Annotated in this window: 12 protein-coding genes and 1 pseudogene; 9 read left to right on the top strand and 4 right to left on the bottom strand. The window is 73.4% G+C overall.

The annotated features are described in order from the left end of the window. The 3 genes and pseudogenes from ABD841_RS39015 to ABD841_RS39005 all read right to left on the bottom strand — a co-directional run. Positions 1 to 571 (bottom strand): annotated as a pseudogene (locus tag ABD841_RS39015) (hypothetical protein); the annotation flags it as partial. Between the two features lie 450 nt (positions 572 to 1021). After that, entirely contained in the window at positions 1022 to 2659 is a 1638-nt protein-coding gene (locus ABD841_RS39010) for an LCP family protein (protein WP_344982095.1), read from the bottom strand. A gap of 263 nt (positions 2660 to 2922) precedes the next feature. Continuing rightward, positions 2923 to 4338: a hypothetical protein gene (locus tag ABD841_RS39005; RefSeq protein WP_344982094.1), complete on the bottom strand. Its 1416-nt coding sequence runs from the start codon at positions 4336 to 4338 to the stop codon at positions 2923 to 2925. A 110-nt stretch (positions 4339 to 4448) separates the two neighbouring features. Between ABD841_RS39005 and ABD841_RS39000 the strand changes: the two genes are divergently transcribed. The 5 genes from ABD841_RS39000 to ABD841_RS38980 all read left to right on the top strand — a co-directional run bounded on the left by ABD841_RS39000 (position 4449) and on the right by ABD841_RS38980 (position 9984). Beyond that, a complete protein-coding gene (locus ABD841_RS39000; protein WP_344982093.1) occupies positions 4449 to 6608 on the top strand; it encodes a hypothetical protein in 2160 nt (719 codons plus the stop codon). Between the two features lie 53 nt (positions 6609 to 6661). Next, the gene (locus ABD841_RS38995; RefSeq protein ID WP_344982092.1) at positions 6662 to 7504 is read left to right on the top strand and encodes a permease-like cell division protein FtsX; all 843 of its coding nucleotides are present in this window, start codon (positions 6662 to 6664) and stop codon (positions 7502 to 7504) included. Positions 7505 to 7516: 12 nt separating this feature from the next. Then, a complete protein-coding gene (locus ABD841_RS38990) occupies positions 7517 to 7900 on the top strand; it encodes a hypothetical protein (RefSeq protein ID WP_344982091.1) in 384 nt (127 codons plus the stop codon). 77 nt (positions 7901 to 7977) lie between these two features. Then, positions 7978 to 8871, top strand: coding sequence for a glycosyltransferase family 2 protein (locus tag ABD841_RS38985; RefSeq protein WP_344982090.1), 894 nt, complete (start codon positions 7978 to 7980; stop codon positions 8869 to 8871). Between the two features lie 3 nt (positions 8872 to 8874). Beyond that, positions 8875 to 9984 (top strand): glycosyltransferase family 4 protein, encoded by a 1110-nt coding sequence (locus tag ABD841_RS38980; protein ID WP_344982089.1) that lies wholly within the window; start codon positions 8875 to 8877, stop codon positions 9982 to 9984. On the opposite strand, the gene ABD841_RS38975 is transcribed toward ABD841_RS38980, so the two are convergent. Continuing rightward, on the bottom strand, positions 9951 to 10883 hold the full coding sequence (locus ABD841_RS38975; RefSeq protein ID WP_344982088.1) for a lysylphosphatidylglycerol synthase transmembrane domain-containing protein: 933 nt from the start codon (positions 10881 to 10883) through the stop codon (positions 9951 to 9953). The two genes, ABD841_RS38980 and ABD841_RS38975, sit on opposite strands and share 34 nt — an antisense overlap. Before the next feature lie 67 nt (positions 10884 to 10950). Here ABD841_RS38975 and ABD841_RS38970 point away from each other — a divergent pair, with 67 nt between their 5' ends. The 4 genes from ABD841_RS38970 to manB all read left to right on the top strand — a co-directional run bounded on the left by ABD841_RS38970 (position 10951) and on the right by manB (position 15038). After that, positions 10951 to 11790, top strand: coding sequence for a class I SAM-dependent methyltransferase (locus ABD841_RS38970; RefSeq protein ID WP_344982087.1), 840 nt, complete (start codon positions 10951 to 10953; stop codon positions 11788 to 11790). Beyond that, a complete protein-coding gene (locus ABD841_RS38965; RefSeq protein WP_344982086.1) occupies positions 11787 to 12713 on the top strand; it encodes a lysylphosphatidylglycerol synthase domain-containing protein in 927 nt (308 codons plus the stop codon). Before ABD841_RS38970 ends, ABD841_RS38965 begins: the two co-directional genes overlap by 4 nt. A gap of 91 nt (positions 12714 to 12804) precedes the next feature. Then, positions 12805 to 13926: a glycosyltransferase family 4 protein gene (locus ABD841_RS38960; protein WP_344982085.1), complete on the top strand. Its 1122-nt coding sequence runs from the start codon at positions 12805 to 12807 to the stop codon at positions 13924 to 13926. A 17-nt stretch (positions 13927 to 13943) separates the two neighbouring features. After that, positions 13944 to 15038, top strand: a complete 1095-nt coding sequence (gene manB, locus ABD841_RS38955; RefSeq protein WP_344982084.1) for a mannose-1-phosphate guanylyltransferase — start codon at positions 13944 to 13946, stop codon at positions 15036 to 15038. The last annotated feature ends 101 nt before the right edge of the window (positions 15039 to 15139 follow it).

The raw sequence follows: 15139 nt of genomic DNA, 5'->3' as shown, positions 1-15139 counted from the left end.
GGCCGCCGCCCGGGTGCGCGCCGGTCTGCGGCCGGGGCGAGGGGGCCTCGGCCCAGGCCGGCAGCGGGGGCGGCGTCTGGTGCGCGGGCGGGGCGGGGCGGGGGTCGGCGTGGGGGAGGGAGGACTGCTGGGCCCATGTGGGGTCGCTCGCCCGTGTGGAGTCCTGCGCCCATGTGGGGTCGCTCGCCCACGCGGAGTCCTCGCGCGCCCAGGCGGACTCCAGGGGCATCGGGTCGGGCGCCAGGGGCTTGGACAGGTCGAGGGGGTCGTGGGAGTCGTACGGCTCCGCGGCCCCGGGATCCCGGTAGGCCGGGTAGGCGCCCCACTCGGTGGCCTCACCGGGGGCCTCCTCCCGCCCGCCGTCCGGCCGGGAGTGCCAGCCGGGGGCGGCGGGGAGTCGCTCCGGCGGCTCCGGCCAGGCGGGCTGCGGCGGGGCGGGCGTCTGCGCGTGGTCGGGCACCGGCCACCCGGCGGGCGTCCGGCCCCGTCCGCCGGGGGACCTGCCGGCGCCGGCACCGGAGGCGCCGTCGTCCTGGGGGGCCGGCGTCTGGAAGGATCGGAAGTCGCTCACGGGGGAAACGCTCAGCTATCTGTCGGAGACCAGGGGGAGTGGGGCACGTCGGCGAGGATGTCCGAGGGCCGACCGGGGGACGGGTAAGCAAGCGTTCACCTCACCGACCCAACCACCCTAAACCGCCGGAGCGCCCGCTGTCGCACGTGTGCCTGGGGTTCCAGGAGGTTCCCGGGGAATCGTGACGGTCCGGAGCCCTCCGGATCCCGGTCGCCGTGTGGGCCGTCAGCGGGTCGTCAGCGGGCGTCACCTCGGTCGCCGTGCCGGTCGGCGTCCTCACGGGGAAGGACCGGGGCGGGGCCGCGGCAGGGGACGGGGCGCGGGGCCGGGCGGCGGGTCCGACCACGCCGCCCGGCATCGGCGCTCCGGAAGACCCGGGGCGCGTGCCGCCCCGGGAGACCGCGGGCGGCGCGGGGCACGCCCCGGCCCGTGCCCGTGCCCCGGGAGGCGCTACTGGCAGGGGTTGGTCTTGCTGGTGACGACCTGGTCCTTGAGGGAGTCGGGGATCTTGGGCAGGGCCCGGACGCCGGGCCAGTCGCTGCCGATGACCAGCTGGATGACCGGGCCGGTCGGGGCCTTGGCGCCCGCCGCGGGCTTGGGGGCGTTGGGCGGGGTGTACTTCTCCGCGCTCACCGGCCTGAGCTTGCCGGCGACCGGGGTGCGCTTGTCCTTGGAGAGCCTCGCGGCCACCGCGTCGGCGTAGGAGGGGCCCTCCGCGGCGTCCTTCTTGGCGTAGCGGATCGTGGTGGTGGGCAGGTTGCCGGTCGCCGGGCGGGCGTTGCCGATGTGGGTGACCACGAAGCCCTGCTCGGCCAGCTCGTTGGCCACCTCCTTGGCCTTGCCGAACATGTCGGTGCCGTTGAGGACCTGCAGGCGGACCTGCTCGCGCGCGACGGCCGGCTTGGCGGTGGGGTTGGGCGCCGGGGTGACCTCGGTGTCGTTCTTGATCGCGGCGAACAGCTTGCCCGCCTCGGGCTGCCGCCAGGCGACCCGGTTGGGGTTGTCCGGGTGGGGGCCCCACGGGACGGTGATCAGCTCGACGCCGCTCGCGGTCAGCGCCTGGGCGCTGTTCGCGATCTCGATGAGGGTGTTGGTGTCCTTGGCCAGTTCCTCGTCCATCCGGACGGACTTGGCGGCGGTGTTGATGAAGTTCAGCAGCTTGGCGGGGTCGGTCAGCAGCTCGCTGCTGGTGGCCTTCTTCACCACCTGGCTGAGGAAGACCTGCTGGCGCTTGATCCGGCCGATGTCGCTGCCGTCGCCGTAGTTGCGCAGCCGGACGTAGCCCAGGGCCGTCTCGCCCTTGAGGGTGTGCCAGCCCGCCGCCAGCTTGAGCTTGGACTTCTTGTCGTCGACCGGTTTCGTCAGGCAGATCCGGACACCGCCGAGGGCGTCCACGATGTTCTTGAAGCCGGTGAAGTCGACCTCGACGAAGTGGTCGATGCGGATGTCGGTGAGCGACTCGAGCGTGGAGATCGTGCAGGTGATGCCGCCCTCGTTGTAGGCGGCGTTGATCATCTCGGTGCGGGGCGCGACCTGCTGGCCGGTCTCCGACGTGCAGGCCGGCATCTGGACCACCGAGTCGCGGGGGAAGCTGACGAACGTCGCCTTGTCGCGGTTCGGGGCGATGTGCATGAGGATGATGGTGTCGGTGCGCTTGCCGTCGTTGGCCATCTTCTGGCCGTACTTGAGGTTGTCGCCCTCGCGGGTGTCGGAGCCGACGATCAGCACGTTCAGCGCGCCGGTGGCCTTCGGGCGGTCGTTGCCGAGCTTGTCCTCGATCTTGACCCCTTGGAAGTTGCCGATCGTGTTGCGGTAGACCCCGTACCCGCCCAGCGTGCCGAGGACCAGCAGCCCGGTCACGGCGACGCTCGTCCAGGCGCCGACGCCGAGCCCCTTCTTCTTGCGCCCGGCCGCCCGGCCCCGCGGCCTGTCGTCCTTCCGGGGCGGTTCCTCCGGCGTTCCCGGCTCGAGAGGCGGCGGGACGACCTCCGGGGGAGGGTTGCCTCCCGCGCGCCGGGAGGCGCGTCGGCCCGGGGCGGTCGGCTCGGCCCGGCGGTCTCTGACGGCGACGTGCCGACGGTCGCTCATGCGATCTCCTCGCTTGGCGGCATCGTCCGGTACTGTTGCGGCTTGCTCATTGCGCCCAAAGAGTAGGTCACGAGACCGCTGCCGGGAGACGTGATGATGCGAACTTGGTCAAGACCGCCCCCTGCAGCGCTGCCGTGATGATCCGGCGGACAGCATACTCAAATGCGGACATTTAATGGAATGTTACTGAAATTAGGTTTAGGGACGGTTAACGCCGCTGTCAGGCACGCAAGGGCACGGCCGGGCGGCGGTCAGGGCCGCTGTCAGACACGTGACGGGCACGGCCGGGAGGCGGCCAGGGCCGCCGCCAGACACGCGAGGGGCACGGCCGGCAGGACGTACCGGTAGTCGAACTCCGCCACCGCCGGGGGCATCACCAGCAGCACCGCCGCGACCGTCCACGGCAGCGCCCAGGCCGCCGTGCCGCGGGCCGCGCCGGCGGCGGCGTGTCGCGGTCCCCGGGCCGGGGAGGCGGGACGGAGCCGCCGCGCACCCGCCACCGCCGGCGGGACGAGCAGGATCACCAGCACGGACGCGCCGGGCAGCGCGGCGACGTCCTGGTAGGCGCGGATCCAGCCCGCGTAGGGCTCGACGATCCGCGGCTCGATCGGGCCCGCCTCGTAGCGCCGCGCGAACTCGGCGCCCACCGTGGCCGGGTAGCGCCCCGGCGGCGCGGGCGGCGTCGCCGGGAACTCGTAGTAGTCGTAGACCTCCTGGTCGGGGTAGACCGGCCGGTCCAGGGTGAACGAGCGGGAGAGCTCGGAGACGACGGAGCCCAGGTAGTCGAGCGGCTGGCTCCAGATGGCCAGCGACGCGAACCGCCCGGCCAGCGTGTCGTTCTCCCGGGTGAAGGTGATGCCGGGCAGCTTGACCAGCGGCGCGTCCTGGCTCCAGATGTACTCCTGCGCGGGAGGCCGCAGGGCCGGCGGCCGGGGGTCGCACAGCACCGCCAGCTCCGGCGGCGGCTTCATCACCGCGCAGTCGGCGAACGTCATCGTCTTGGCGTACAGGAAGACGCCGTTCGCGCCGACGATGCCGATCCGCTGGTAGGTCGCGTAGAACCAGGCCCCGTACCCGAGGATCGGCACCGTCGCCGCGGCCAGCATCACACCCGCCGCGAACACCCGGCCCCGCTCCCGGACGATCAGCCAGCCCGCGAACAGCGCCACCAGCGGCAGCCCCACGGTCCTGGTCAGCGTGGCCGCGGCGAGCAGCACCCCGATCCCGCACGCCGTACGCCACCCGAGGGACCGGCGCACGCCCAGGCAGGCCGCCGACATGACCAGGACCCCGAACAGGGTGTCGGAGACCAGGAGGTGCTCCAACTCGACCTGGTAGGCGTCCAGAAGGGCGGGGACGGAGGCGAGCGTCGCGGCCCAGCCGGGGGCGCGCAGCCGCCGGGCGGTGACGTAGACCAGCACGCCGACGCAGAGCCCCAGCAGGTGCTGGACCAGCGCGACGAGGGCGAAACTGTGAAACGGTTCGAGCAGTCGCAGGAACATCGAGTACCCGGCCGGGCGGACCAGGTCGGGGCGGGGCTTCAGCGCGGTGACGACATAGGTGTAGGAGTCGGGGAACCACAGCGCCGGCCGGTAGCCCAGCATCGCCACCGCCCGCAGCGCGACCCCCGCGCCCAGCACGCCCAGGAACCAGCGGTGCCGCCGCGCCCACCCGACCACTCTTCCCCCTCCTCGCGCGCTGCGCGTACGCTACCGGCTCCCGCCGCGGCCGGGGGCCGTCGCGGAGCGGGCGCCGGTGCGCCGGGTTCCCACTACGCTCGGGTCGAGCCATGAGGATCGACCGGCGTGATCGCACCCGCGTGCCCTCGGCGGGCAGGGTGCTCGCCGTGGTCTCGGCCGTGCCCGCGCTCGCGCTGGCGGGCTGGCTGCTGGCCGGGCTGCCGCTGCTGTTCCTCGGCTGGTTCCGGCCGCTCACGGCCGTCCCGCTGGGCCTGCTGGCCGCCGCGCTCCTGTGCCGGTACGGCCTGCGCCGCCTCCCGGAGACCGTGGAGGCGACCGCCTGGCAGGTCACCGGGGTGATCGCCGCCGCCCTGGCCGCGGGCGTCTTCAACGGCCTGCTCCACAGCGAGCAGCTGATCGTCCGCCGCGACCCGGCCACCTACGCGCAGTACGCCCTCTGGCTGGCCCGGCACGGCTCGCTGCCCGTCCCCTTCCAGCAGGAGGCGTTCGGCGGCCTCGACCCGGCGCTGCGCTTCGACAGCGTGGGCTTCTACGACTCCGACGGCGCGGTCGTGCCGCAGTTCATGCCGGGGTCGCCGATGCTCCACGCGGTGGGCGCCTGGCTGGGCGACGTCGCCGGGCTGCTGCTGGTCCCGCCGGTGCTGGGGGCCGCCGCCGTGCTCGTTGTGGCGGGGACGGTCGCCCGCCTGGCCGGCGCCCGCTGGGCCCCGCTCGCCGCGCTGGTCTTCGCGGTCAGCCTCCCGATCCTCTACACCTCGCGCACGACCTTCAGCGAGATCCCGTCGCTGGTCCTCCTCTTCGGCGGTCTCGCGCTGACGCACGACGCGGAGGTCAGACTCCGCTCCGGCGTCACCGGCGTCGGCTACCTGCCGTCCGTCCCCGCGGCGGAGGCCCCGGGGCGGATCCGCTCGGCGCAGCCGGACGCCGCCCGGATCGGCGCGGCCCTGGCCGGGCTGGTGTTCGGGCTGGCCGTCCTGGTCAGGATCGACGGGCTCCGCGACGTGCTCCCCGTCCTCGTCTACGCCGGGCTGCTGATCGCCCTGCGCCGGGCCGGGGCCCGCGACGCGGGGCGGCTCGGCGTCCCGCTGCTCGGCGGGCTGGCCGCGGGGGCCGGGCTGGGGGTGGCCGCCGCCTGGCTGCTGGCCGGGCCGTACCTGGACTACCTGTGGCCGGGGTCGGTACGGCCGCTGCTGATGATCTGCGGCGCGGTCCTGGTCCTCACCCTGGCCGGCGCGGCGCTCGCGCCCCGGCTGGCGGGACCGCTGCGCCGGGCGGCGCGGACCCCGCGGCTGCCCGAGGCCGTCGCGGTCGCGGTCGCGCTGGTCATGGCGGCGTTCGCGGCCCGGCCGTGGCTGCAGACCGTGACCCGGTGGCCCGTCACCGAGGAAGACCGGCGCACCGCCGAGTTCATCGGCAAGACCCAGCAGGCCAACGGGCTGGGGGTCGACGGCTCGCGCCTCTACTACGAGGACTCGCTGTACTGGGTGGTCTGGTACGTCGGGGTTCCCGTGGTGGTGCTCGCCACGCTCGCGGCGGCGGTGCTCGCGCGCAGGCTCGTCAGGGGCACCGGGACGGGCTGGCTGCTGCCGCTGGCGATCGTCGGCTGGACCACGGTCACCACCCTCTACCGCCCGACCATCACCCCCGACCAGCCGTGGGCCGCCCGGCGGCTGGTCCCCGTCGTCCTCCCCGGCCTGATCCTGCTCGCGGTCTGGGGCCTGCGCTGGGTGCGGGAGAAGGCGCGCAGGTCCGGGTACGGTCCGGCGGCCCGGTCCGGCCTCACCGCCGCCGGCGCGGTCCTCCTCCTCGTCCCGCCGGTGATCACCTCGGCGGGGACGGCCCTCAGCCCGGTCGAGCGCGGCGAGCGCGCCGCGGTCGAGGCGATGTGCGCGGCGCTCCCGCCGCGGGCCGCGGTGCTGCTCGTGGAGCGCGTCACCGGCGAGCGCTTCACCCAGGTGGTCCGCGGCACCTGCGGCGTCCCCGCCGCCCGGGTCGTCGTCCCCGAGGGCGCCGCCACCGCTTCCGGCCCGGACGTGACCCGCCTGGCCGAGCGCGTCCGCGCCGCGGGCCGCGTCCCGGTCCTGTTCGCCGCCGAGGCCGGCCAGCTCTCCGCGTACGGCACTCCCGTCCAGGTCATGAGGCTCCGCACCCGTCAGGACGAACGCTCCCTCGTCGCCCCGCCCGACACCACCTGGTCCCTCTCCGTTGATGTCTGGATGACCCTGCCCCGATCTGCCCGTTCCGGTTGACCGGGGAAGGCAAGATCGTCATAGTCGGGCGAGTGAAATCAGAGAAACCCTCCGTGAGGAGGTTCAACATACGGGCCGGGCGTGCCCTGCTCTCCGCCGGAGTGACGGCCGCCGTCCTGTTCGCGACGGCCGGGACCGCGCAGGCGGACGGCCCCGACGACACCTGGTACGTCCCGCCGGGCGGCGTCGAGGTGTCCCCGCCGCCGGTCGGCCCCTGGCCCGAGGGCGGGACGTTCAGCGTCTTCATGTGCAAGGACGACGACCCCTTCGAGAAATGCGGCAAGCGGGCGATCACCGCCAAGCAGAAGAAGGCGCTTGAGGCGAAGCTGCGCGCGATGCCGCAGGTGGCGAAGGTGAAGTTCGAGTCCCGCAAGGAGGCGTGGGCGAACTTCAGGAAGGCCAACAGCCACAACAAGGCCCTGCTCTCCGCCATCCGGGCCGAGGACATGCCGGAGTCGTTCACGGGCACGCTCCGCAGGCGGGCCGACCTCGTGCCGTTCAGGTCCGCCTTCAAGAAGGTGGCGGGGGTCAGCAACGTCGTGGCGTGGGGCAACTTCTTCTGGCCGGGCAAGGCGGACGTCGTCATCAGCCTGTGCGGGCCCGGCACGGAGCCGTCCGACACCTGCGACGGGAACGGCTCCACCACGCCCTGGGCCAGGGAGAAGATCGAAGCCAGGCTGGGCACCGTGGAGGGCGTCGAGAAGGTCTACTTCCAGGACGCCGAGCACGCCAGGCGGGAGGCGGCGTTCATCTGGGTGGACAAGACGTTCCACTCCACGAAGTTCTCCGAGGCCTACTACGTCAAGCTCGCCGACCCCCGTGACGCGCAGGTGCTGATCGACACGGTCAAGGTGCTCCCGGGCGTCAGCGACGCCGGTCTCGTGAGCTCCCGCTGAGGGGACCGCGGGGTGGACACGACGCCGGTGCCCGGCCCGGACGACGCGGACGGCCCGGACGACGCGGACGGTCCGGAGGGCGCGGAAGGGACGGGCGGGACGGCCCCCGGCGCGCGGAACCTCGGCCGCGCGCCCTCGGCCTCCGGCCCGCCCGAGGCCGAGGAACTCTCCTCCGGGGAGCCGGGAAGGCCCCGGACCGGGACCCGTCGTGCCCTCCTGGCCGGGGCGGCGGCCCTCGCCGTTCACCTCGAGGACATGCCGGAGTCGTTCAGGGGCAGGATCCACCGCTGGGCCGGAGTGGAACCGTTCGAAGCCACCGTGCAGAAGGCGCCGGACGTCGATGACGTCCGGCAGTGCGTTCCGGACGAGCTCATCGGGCCCTGCCCGAAAGGGTGAAGTGCGTCCGGCTCCCGGCCGGGCAGAGTATCCTCGCCGGTCGAGAGCACGCCCGAGAACCGAAGAGTGGATCAGCCGTGGACGCAACGCCGTACGTGACCATCGTCCTGCCGTGTTACAACGAGCAGGACCACGTCATCGACGAGGTCGAGCGTATCTGCAGGGCCATGGACGAGAGCGGCTACACCTACGAGCTCGTGGCGGTCGACGACTTCTCCACCGACGAGACGCTCGCCAGGCTGCAGGAGGCCGCGCCGCGGTTCCCGAACATGCGGATCCGGGCCTTCCACCGCAACGGCGGTTCGGGGACGGTGCGCAGGATCGGCACGCAGGAGGCCCGCGGCGAGATCGTCGTGTGGACCGACGCCGACATGACGTACCCGAACGAGCGCATCCCCGAGCTCGTCCGGATCCTGGAGAAGGACCCGGCGATCGACCAGGTCGTGGGCGCGCGGACCAGCGAGGAGGGCTCCCACAAGTTCCTGCGGGTGCCCGCGAAGTGGTTCATCCGCAAGGTGGCCGAGCGGCTGGCCGGGCAGAAGATCCCCGACCTGAACAGCGGGCTGCGGGCGTTCCGCAAGTCGGTCGCCAGGCCGTACCTGCGGCTGCTGCCGCCCGGGTTCTCCTGCGTCACGACGATCACGCTGTCGTTCCTGTCGAACCAGCACGACGTCTACTACCTGCCGATCGAGTACAGCAAGCGGGCGGGGAAGTCGAAGTTCAGCTTCGTCTCCGACGCCTACCGCTACATCCTGCAGGTGCTGCGGATGGTCATGTACTTCAACCCGCTCAAGGTGCTCATGCCGCCCGCGCTCTGGCTGGTCGCCATCGGCCTGGTCAAGGGTGTCGTCGACATCGTCCGCTACGGGTTCTACCTGACCAGCAACACCATCGTGATCTTCCTGTCCGGCCTGCTCATCGGCTCGCTGGCGCTGCTGGCCGACCTGATCGTGCGCTCCAGGACCGAGTAGCGCATGCGGATCGCGATCATCGGCCCCACCTATCCCTACAAGGGCGGCGGGGCCGCGCACACCACCGAGCTCGCCCACCGCCTCGCGGCCGCCGGGCACGACGTGGTGATCGAGTCGTGGCGGGCGCAGTACCCGTCCTTCCTCTATCCGGGGCGGCAGACCGTCGAGGCTCCCGACGGGGAGCCGTTCCCGCGCGTCCGGCGCGACCTCGACTGGCGCCGCCCGGACGGCTGGGTCCGCGCGGGCCGGCGGCTCCGGAGCGCCGACCTGGTGATCCTCGCCGTGCTCAGCCCGGTGCAGGTCCCGCCCTACCTGGGCATCCTCGCCGGTCTGCGCCGTCGGGCCCGGGTGGTGGCGCTCTGCCACAACGTGCTGCCGCACGAGCGCAAGCCGTACGACACGCCGCTGATGCGGGCGCTGCTGCGCCGGGTCGACCGGGTGCTCGTCCACTCCGAGGGGCAGGCCGCCCTGGCGCGGGAGCTCGCGCCCGCACCGGTGACGGTGGCCGAGATGGCGCCGCACCTGCCGGCCCCGTCCCGGGAGCCCGCCGGGGGGCCCGCTGAGGGGCCGGCTCAGGGGCACAGCCCGAGCGGGCGTGTTCACCGCAGGTTGCTGTTCTTCGGGCTGGTGCGGCCGTACAAGGGGCTCGACCTGCTGATCCGGTCGCTGCCGGACGGCGTCTCGCTCCGGGTGGCGGGGGAGTTCTGGGGCGGTCTGGCGGAGACTGAGGCGCTGGTCGCCGAACTCGGCCTGGGCGACCGGGTGGAGCTGCGGCCGGGATACGTGGCCGCGCCGGACGTGCCCGGCCTGTTCGCGGACGTGGACGCGCTGGTCCTGCCCTACCGGAGCGGGACGGCCAGCCAGCAGGTGTGGCTCGGTCACGAGCGGGGCGTGCCGGTGATCGCCACCCGGGTCGGCACGCTCGGCGACCACGTCACCGACGGGGTGGACGGGCTGCTGGTCGAGCCGGGATCGGTGGAGGCGCTGCGCGCGGCGCTGGCGCGGTTCTACGAACCCGGCGAGCCCGAGCGGCTGCGCGCCGGGGTCAAGGCCGTCGACCCCGAGCCCTACTGGGCGGCCTACGTCGACGCCCTGGTCTCCGCCGGGCGCTGAGCGCGGCGGCCCAGCAGGAACCCGGCGCCCGCCCAGGCCACGTCGGCGAAGGTGAAGACCAGGCGGGAGACCACCGCGGCGACGATGGCGTTGGGCGTGCCGATCGTCGGCGCGAGGACCAGGATCATCGCGCCCTCCCGCACGCCCACCCCGGCCGGGATGAACGCGAACAGCAGGCCGGTGGCCCAGGCGAAGGCGTACGCTCCGGCGCCGAGCAGGTAGAGCGAGAAGTCGTCGGCCAGGTCGCCCATGACCAGCCACAGGTGCACGCCGTACACCAGCCAGCCGAGGATCGTCCACGCGGTGACCTCCAGCAGCGTGCCGCCGGGGAGCACCTGGTCGAAGGGCTCCTTGCGGGCGACCCGCAGCGCCAGGTTCAGGCCCCAGGTGAGGATCCTCGGGTGCAGGCAGACGACGATCACCGGGATGATCAGCGCGAGGTACCAGGTCTGCTCGGCCACCGACCGGGCGGTGAACGGCAGCGTGGCGGCGGCGAGGCCGACCGCGCAGCCGAGCGAGACCACCAGGGCGAGCGAGGTTCCGCTGAAGGTGCGCTTGGGCGGGCAGCCGTGGTCGCGGCCCAGCTCCATCATCGCCGCGTATGCCCAGACCGAGCCCGGGACGTACTTGCCGAGCTGGCCGACGAACAGCACGCGCGCGGCGGTGCGGAGCGGGAGCTCGGACCCGAGCCCGGCGATGACCCGCTGCCAGGCGATCATCATGACCCAGACACCGGCCATCACCGCGGTGAACGCCCCGGCCACCGACCACCAGGACAGCCGGGCGAGCGCCGAGACGGTGTCGTGCCAGTTGCGGGCCAGGCCGTACCCGACGAAGGCCAGCGCGACCAGCGCCAGCAGGACGCGGAGCAGACGGCTCGATCGCAGACGGCTGAGCATTGGCCAAGGGTACGACGCGGGTATTACTCGACGGTAGGGTTCGGTGGCGCCGGTACCCTAGGGCGCTGTGAGCACGAAAAGAGCGGCGCAGCTTGAATACTCCGAGTTCCAGGCGGCGATGCTGGACGAGGAGAAGCGCCGCCGGAAGGCCGCGAAGATCGTGGCGGTGCTCGGGCACTTCCTCGGCCGGGACGACGACGTCCTGGCCGGGCTCACGGTCGCCGACATCGGGTGCTCGGCGGGGTTCATCGCCGACGAGCTGGCCTCGGCGGGCGCGAGCCGCACCTTCGGCGTCGACATCGACGTGCCGGGCCTGCGCAAGGCGGCCCGGCGGTTCGGGCACCGCGTCGCGTTCGTGTGCGCGGACGGCACCGCGCTGCCCTTCCCCGACGGCTCGGTCGACGTGCTGGTCTTCAACCACATCTACGAGCACGTGGTCGACCCGGACGCGATCATGGCGGAGATGCACCGCGTGCTCGCCGACGGCGGTGTCCTCTACCTGGGCCTGGGCAACCGGCTCGGGGTGATGGAACCGCACTACAAGCTGCCGTTCCTGTCGTACCTGCCGCCCGCGCTCGCCGACCGCTACGTCCGGCTCTTCGGCCGGGCCGACAGCTACTACGAGCGCTACCGGACCCGCCGCGGCCTGCGCAGGATGGTGCGCGGCTTCCAGGTGTGGGACTACACCTTCCCCGTGCTCGCCACCCCGGCGGCGTTCGCCGGCAAGGAGCTGTTCCCCGGGCCGGTCGGGCGGCTGGCCGAGGGCGTGCTGGCGCGGCTGCCCCGCGCGGTGCTGCGCGCCCTGCTGCCGGTGGTGCCGACCTACCTGTGGGTGGCGACCAAGGGCGGCCGCCGCCCGGCCGGGGCGTCCCTGCCGCAACCGCCCGAGCGGGTCAGCCCCCGGTGAAGCGGCTGGTCCGCGTCGCCTTCCTCCTGGTCGCGCTGGGGTTCGGCACCTGGGTGGTGGCGGGCCAGTGGGACGGGGTCCGCGCCGGGTTCGCCCGGCTGTCGTGGTCGTCGCTCGCGCTCTCGCTGGTCGCGGTGGTCGCGGCGCTCGGCGGCGGAATGATGACGTGGCGGGCGCTCCTGGCCGACCTGGGGTCGCCGCTGCCCCTGCGCGCGGGGGCGAAGGTCTTCTTCGTCGGCCAGCTCGGCAAGTACATCCCCGGTTCGCTCTGGCCGGTGCTCGCCCAGATGGAGATGGGCCGGGAGCTGGGCGTCCCCCGGTCGCGGAGCGCGGCGGCGTTCTTCCTGACGCTGCCGGTGCAGCTCGGCAGCGGGCTGGTGATCTCCGGGGTGACGCTGCTGGCGGCCCGGCCGGGGGCCGCCGCGCCGTACGCGTGGGTGTTCCTGCTGATCCCGGTGCTCGCGGTGGTCTTCGAGCCGCGGGTGATCAACGCGGTCCTCGGGTTCGGGCTGCGCAGGCTCGGGCGCGAGCCGCTGGAGCGCCCGCTCACCCGCCGGGGCATGCTCACCGCGCTGGGCTGGGCGCTGCTCGGCTGGGTCGCCTACGGTCTGCACCTGGCGGCGGTCGTCCACGACCTGGGGGCGTCGGGCCTGCCCGCGGTCGCGTTCTCCGTCGGCGCGTTCGCGCTCTCCTGGTGCCTGGGGATCATGACGTTCGTGGTGCCGGCCGGCGCGGGGGTGCGGGAGGTGGCCATGGTGGCCGTCCTGGCGCCGGTCCTCGACAGCGGATCGGCCATCGCGGCGGCGCTCTGCTCCAGGGTCGTCATCGTTCTCGGGGACCTTCTCTGCGCGGGGTTCGCCGGCCTGGCCGCGCGACGCGCCGGAGATCCTCGGCAGGATCACGCTCCAGGAAAAGCCGTGTGATTTCGCCCACGTGCCCGGAGAATCTGGCAATAGAGTAAAGAGAAAAGGGGACGGCGCCGTCCCGTGTGGATCTTAAGGGGGGCGATCCTTCTTGACGCCGAGAGTGCTCGTCGACGCGGCCGCGGTTCCGGCCGATCGCGGTGCGCTGATCAGGTACGTCGATGGGCTCGTCGCCGCGCTGGACAGGGCGGGTGCCGATCTCGCGGTCGCCTGCCAGCGGGCCGACGCCGCGCGCTACGCCGGGCTGGCACCCTCGGCCCGGATCCTGCCCGGGCCGCATGACATCACCAACCGGGCCGCCCGGCTGGCGTGGGAGCAGACGGGGCTCCCCCTGCTCGCCCGCCAGGTCGCCGCGGAGGTGATCCACGCTCCGTACTACTCCATTCCGCTCCGCTCGGGCCTGCCGACCGTGGCGACCGTGCACGACCTGACGTGCTTCACCGAGCCGCTGCAGCACGACGCGGTCAAGGCGGCGTTCTTCCGTTCGGCGACCCGCACCGCGGTCCGGCACGCCTCCCGGGTGGTCGTGCCCTCCAAGGCGACGAGGGACGAGCTGATCCGGGTGCTCTCGGCCGACCCGACCCGCATCGACGTCGCCTACCACGGGGTCGACCCGGCGCTGTTCCACCCGCCGTCCGAGCGGGAGCTCAAGCACGCCTCCGACCGGCTCGGCCTGCACGGCGCCCCGTACGTCGCCTTCCTCGGCCCGCTGGAGCCGCGCAAGAACGTGCCGAACCTGATCCGGGGCTTCGTCCGCGCGGTCCAGGAGCTCTCCGACCCGCCGGCGCTGGTGCTCGCCGGGGGCATCCGCAACCCCGAGGTGGACGCCGCGGTGCGGGAGGTGCCCTCGACCGTGCGGGTGCTCCGCCCCGGCTTCCTGTCCTTCGCCGACCTGTCCGGCTTCCTCGGCGGGGCGCTCGTGGCCGCCTTCCCCTCGCGGGGTGAGGGCTTCGGGCTCCCGGTGCTGGAGGCGATGGCCTGCGGTGCCCCCGTGCTCACCACGCACCGCACCTCGCTGCCCGAGGTGGGCGGCGACGCGGTCGCCTACACCGAACCCGACGCCGAGAGCATCGCCGAGGCGCTGCGCACGCTCCTGTCGTCGCCGGAGCGCCGCCGCGCGCTGTCCGAGGCCGGAATCGCCCGCGCCGGGGAGTTCACCTGGGACGCCTCGGCGGAGGCGCATATTCTCGCCTACCAGCGCGCCACCGAGTAGTGAGCTACCCTCGCGGAATGACGGAGACCCCTTTGCCGGATCTTGAGGCGATCCTCCTTGTCGGTGGGCAGGGAACGCGCCTGCGGCCGTTGACGCTTGGCACGCCCAAGCCGCTGCTGCCCACCGCGGGGGTGCCCTTCCTCGCGCACCAGCTGGCCCGCGCCCGTGCTTTCGGCGTGCGGCGCATCGTCTTCGCCACCTCCTACCGCGCGGAGATGTTCTCCGAGGCGTTCGGGGACGGGGCGGCGTTCGGGCTCTCACTGGAATACATGACGGAGGAGACCCCGCTCGGCACCGGCGGTGCCATCCGCAACGCCGCGCAGGCGCTGACCTGCGGTCCGGACGACCCGGTGCTGGTGCTCAACGGTGACATCCTGTCCGGGCACGACATCGGCGACCAGGTCGCCCTGCACGTCGCCAGGAAGGCCGCGGTCACCCTCCACCTGACCGAGGTGGACGACCCCTCACGGTTCGGCTGCGTGCCGACCGACGAGGAGGGCCGGGTGACCGCCTTCCTGGAGAAGACCCCCAACCCGGTCACCAACCGGATCAACGCCGGGTGCTACGTCTTCACCCGCTCGGTGATCGACACGATCCCGGCGGGCGAGGTCGTCTCGGTCGAGCGGGAGACCTTCCCCGGCCTGATCGAGGACGGCGCCCTGGTGCTCGGCTACGCCGACGCGTCCTACTGGCTCGACGTCGGCACGCCCGCCGCCTTCGTCAAGGGCTCCCGGGACCTCGTCCTGGGCCGGCTCGCCTCGCCCGCGCTGCCCGGTCCTCCCGGCGACTTCCTCGCCCTGCCCGGTGCCATGATCTCGGCGGAGGCCAAGGTCGACGGCGGTTCGGTGATCGGCGCGCGGGCGATCGTGGAGTCCGGCGCCCAGGTCGGCGGCAGCGTCCTGGGCGACGACTGCGTGGTCGAGTCGGGGGCGGTCGTGGTCGACTCCGTGGTCGGCATCGGCGCGCGGGTCCAGTGTGGAGCGGTCCTGAAGGACGTGATCGTCGGCGACGGCGCGGTGGTCGGCCCGGGCAACGAGCTGCTGGCGGGCAGCCGCGTCTGGCCCGGCGTGGTGCTCCCGGAGTCCGCGATCCGCTTCTCCAGCGACATCTGACCCCGTACGGCGCGGCGGGGACGTTCGGTGGGTTCCGGTGTGCCGCGCGGCCGCCGTGCCGTGCCCGCCGCGCGCCCCGCGCGGGGCGGCGCGGCGGGCGG

This window comes from Streptosporangium fragile (genome assembly GCF_039534445.1).
Classification (GTDB): Bacteria; Actinomycetota; Actinomycetes; order Streptosporangiales; family Streptosporangiaceae; genus Streptosporangium; species Streptosporangium fragile.
Note: the sequence above shows the minus strand (reverse complement) of the source record. Positions and strands in the feature narration are given on the sequence as shown.

Excerpts from the sequence above, each read along its gene's own strand:
- ABD841_RS39010 (WP_344982095.1), bottom strand. The coding sequence starts at position 2,659 with ATGAGCGACCGTCGGCACGTCGCCGTCAGAGACCGCCGGGCCGAGCCG.
- ABD841_RS38980 (WP_344982089.1), top strand. The coding sequence starts at position 8,875 with ATGCGGATCGCGATCATCGGCCCCACCTATCCCTACAAGGGCGGCGGG.
- ABD841_RS38975 (WP_344982088.1), bottom strand. The coding sequence starts at position 10,883 with ATGCTCAGCCGTCTGCGATCGAGCCGTCTGCTCCGCGTCCTGCTGGCG.
- manB (WP_344982084.1), top strand. The coding sequence starts at position 13,944 with ATGACGGAGACCCCTTTGCCGGATCTTGAGGCGATCCTCCTTGTCGGT.
- ABD841_RS39000 (WP_344982093.1), top strand. The coding sequence starts at position 4,449 with ATGAGGATCGACCGGCGTGATCGCACCCGCGTGCCCTCGGCGGGCAGG.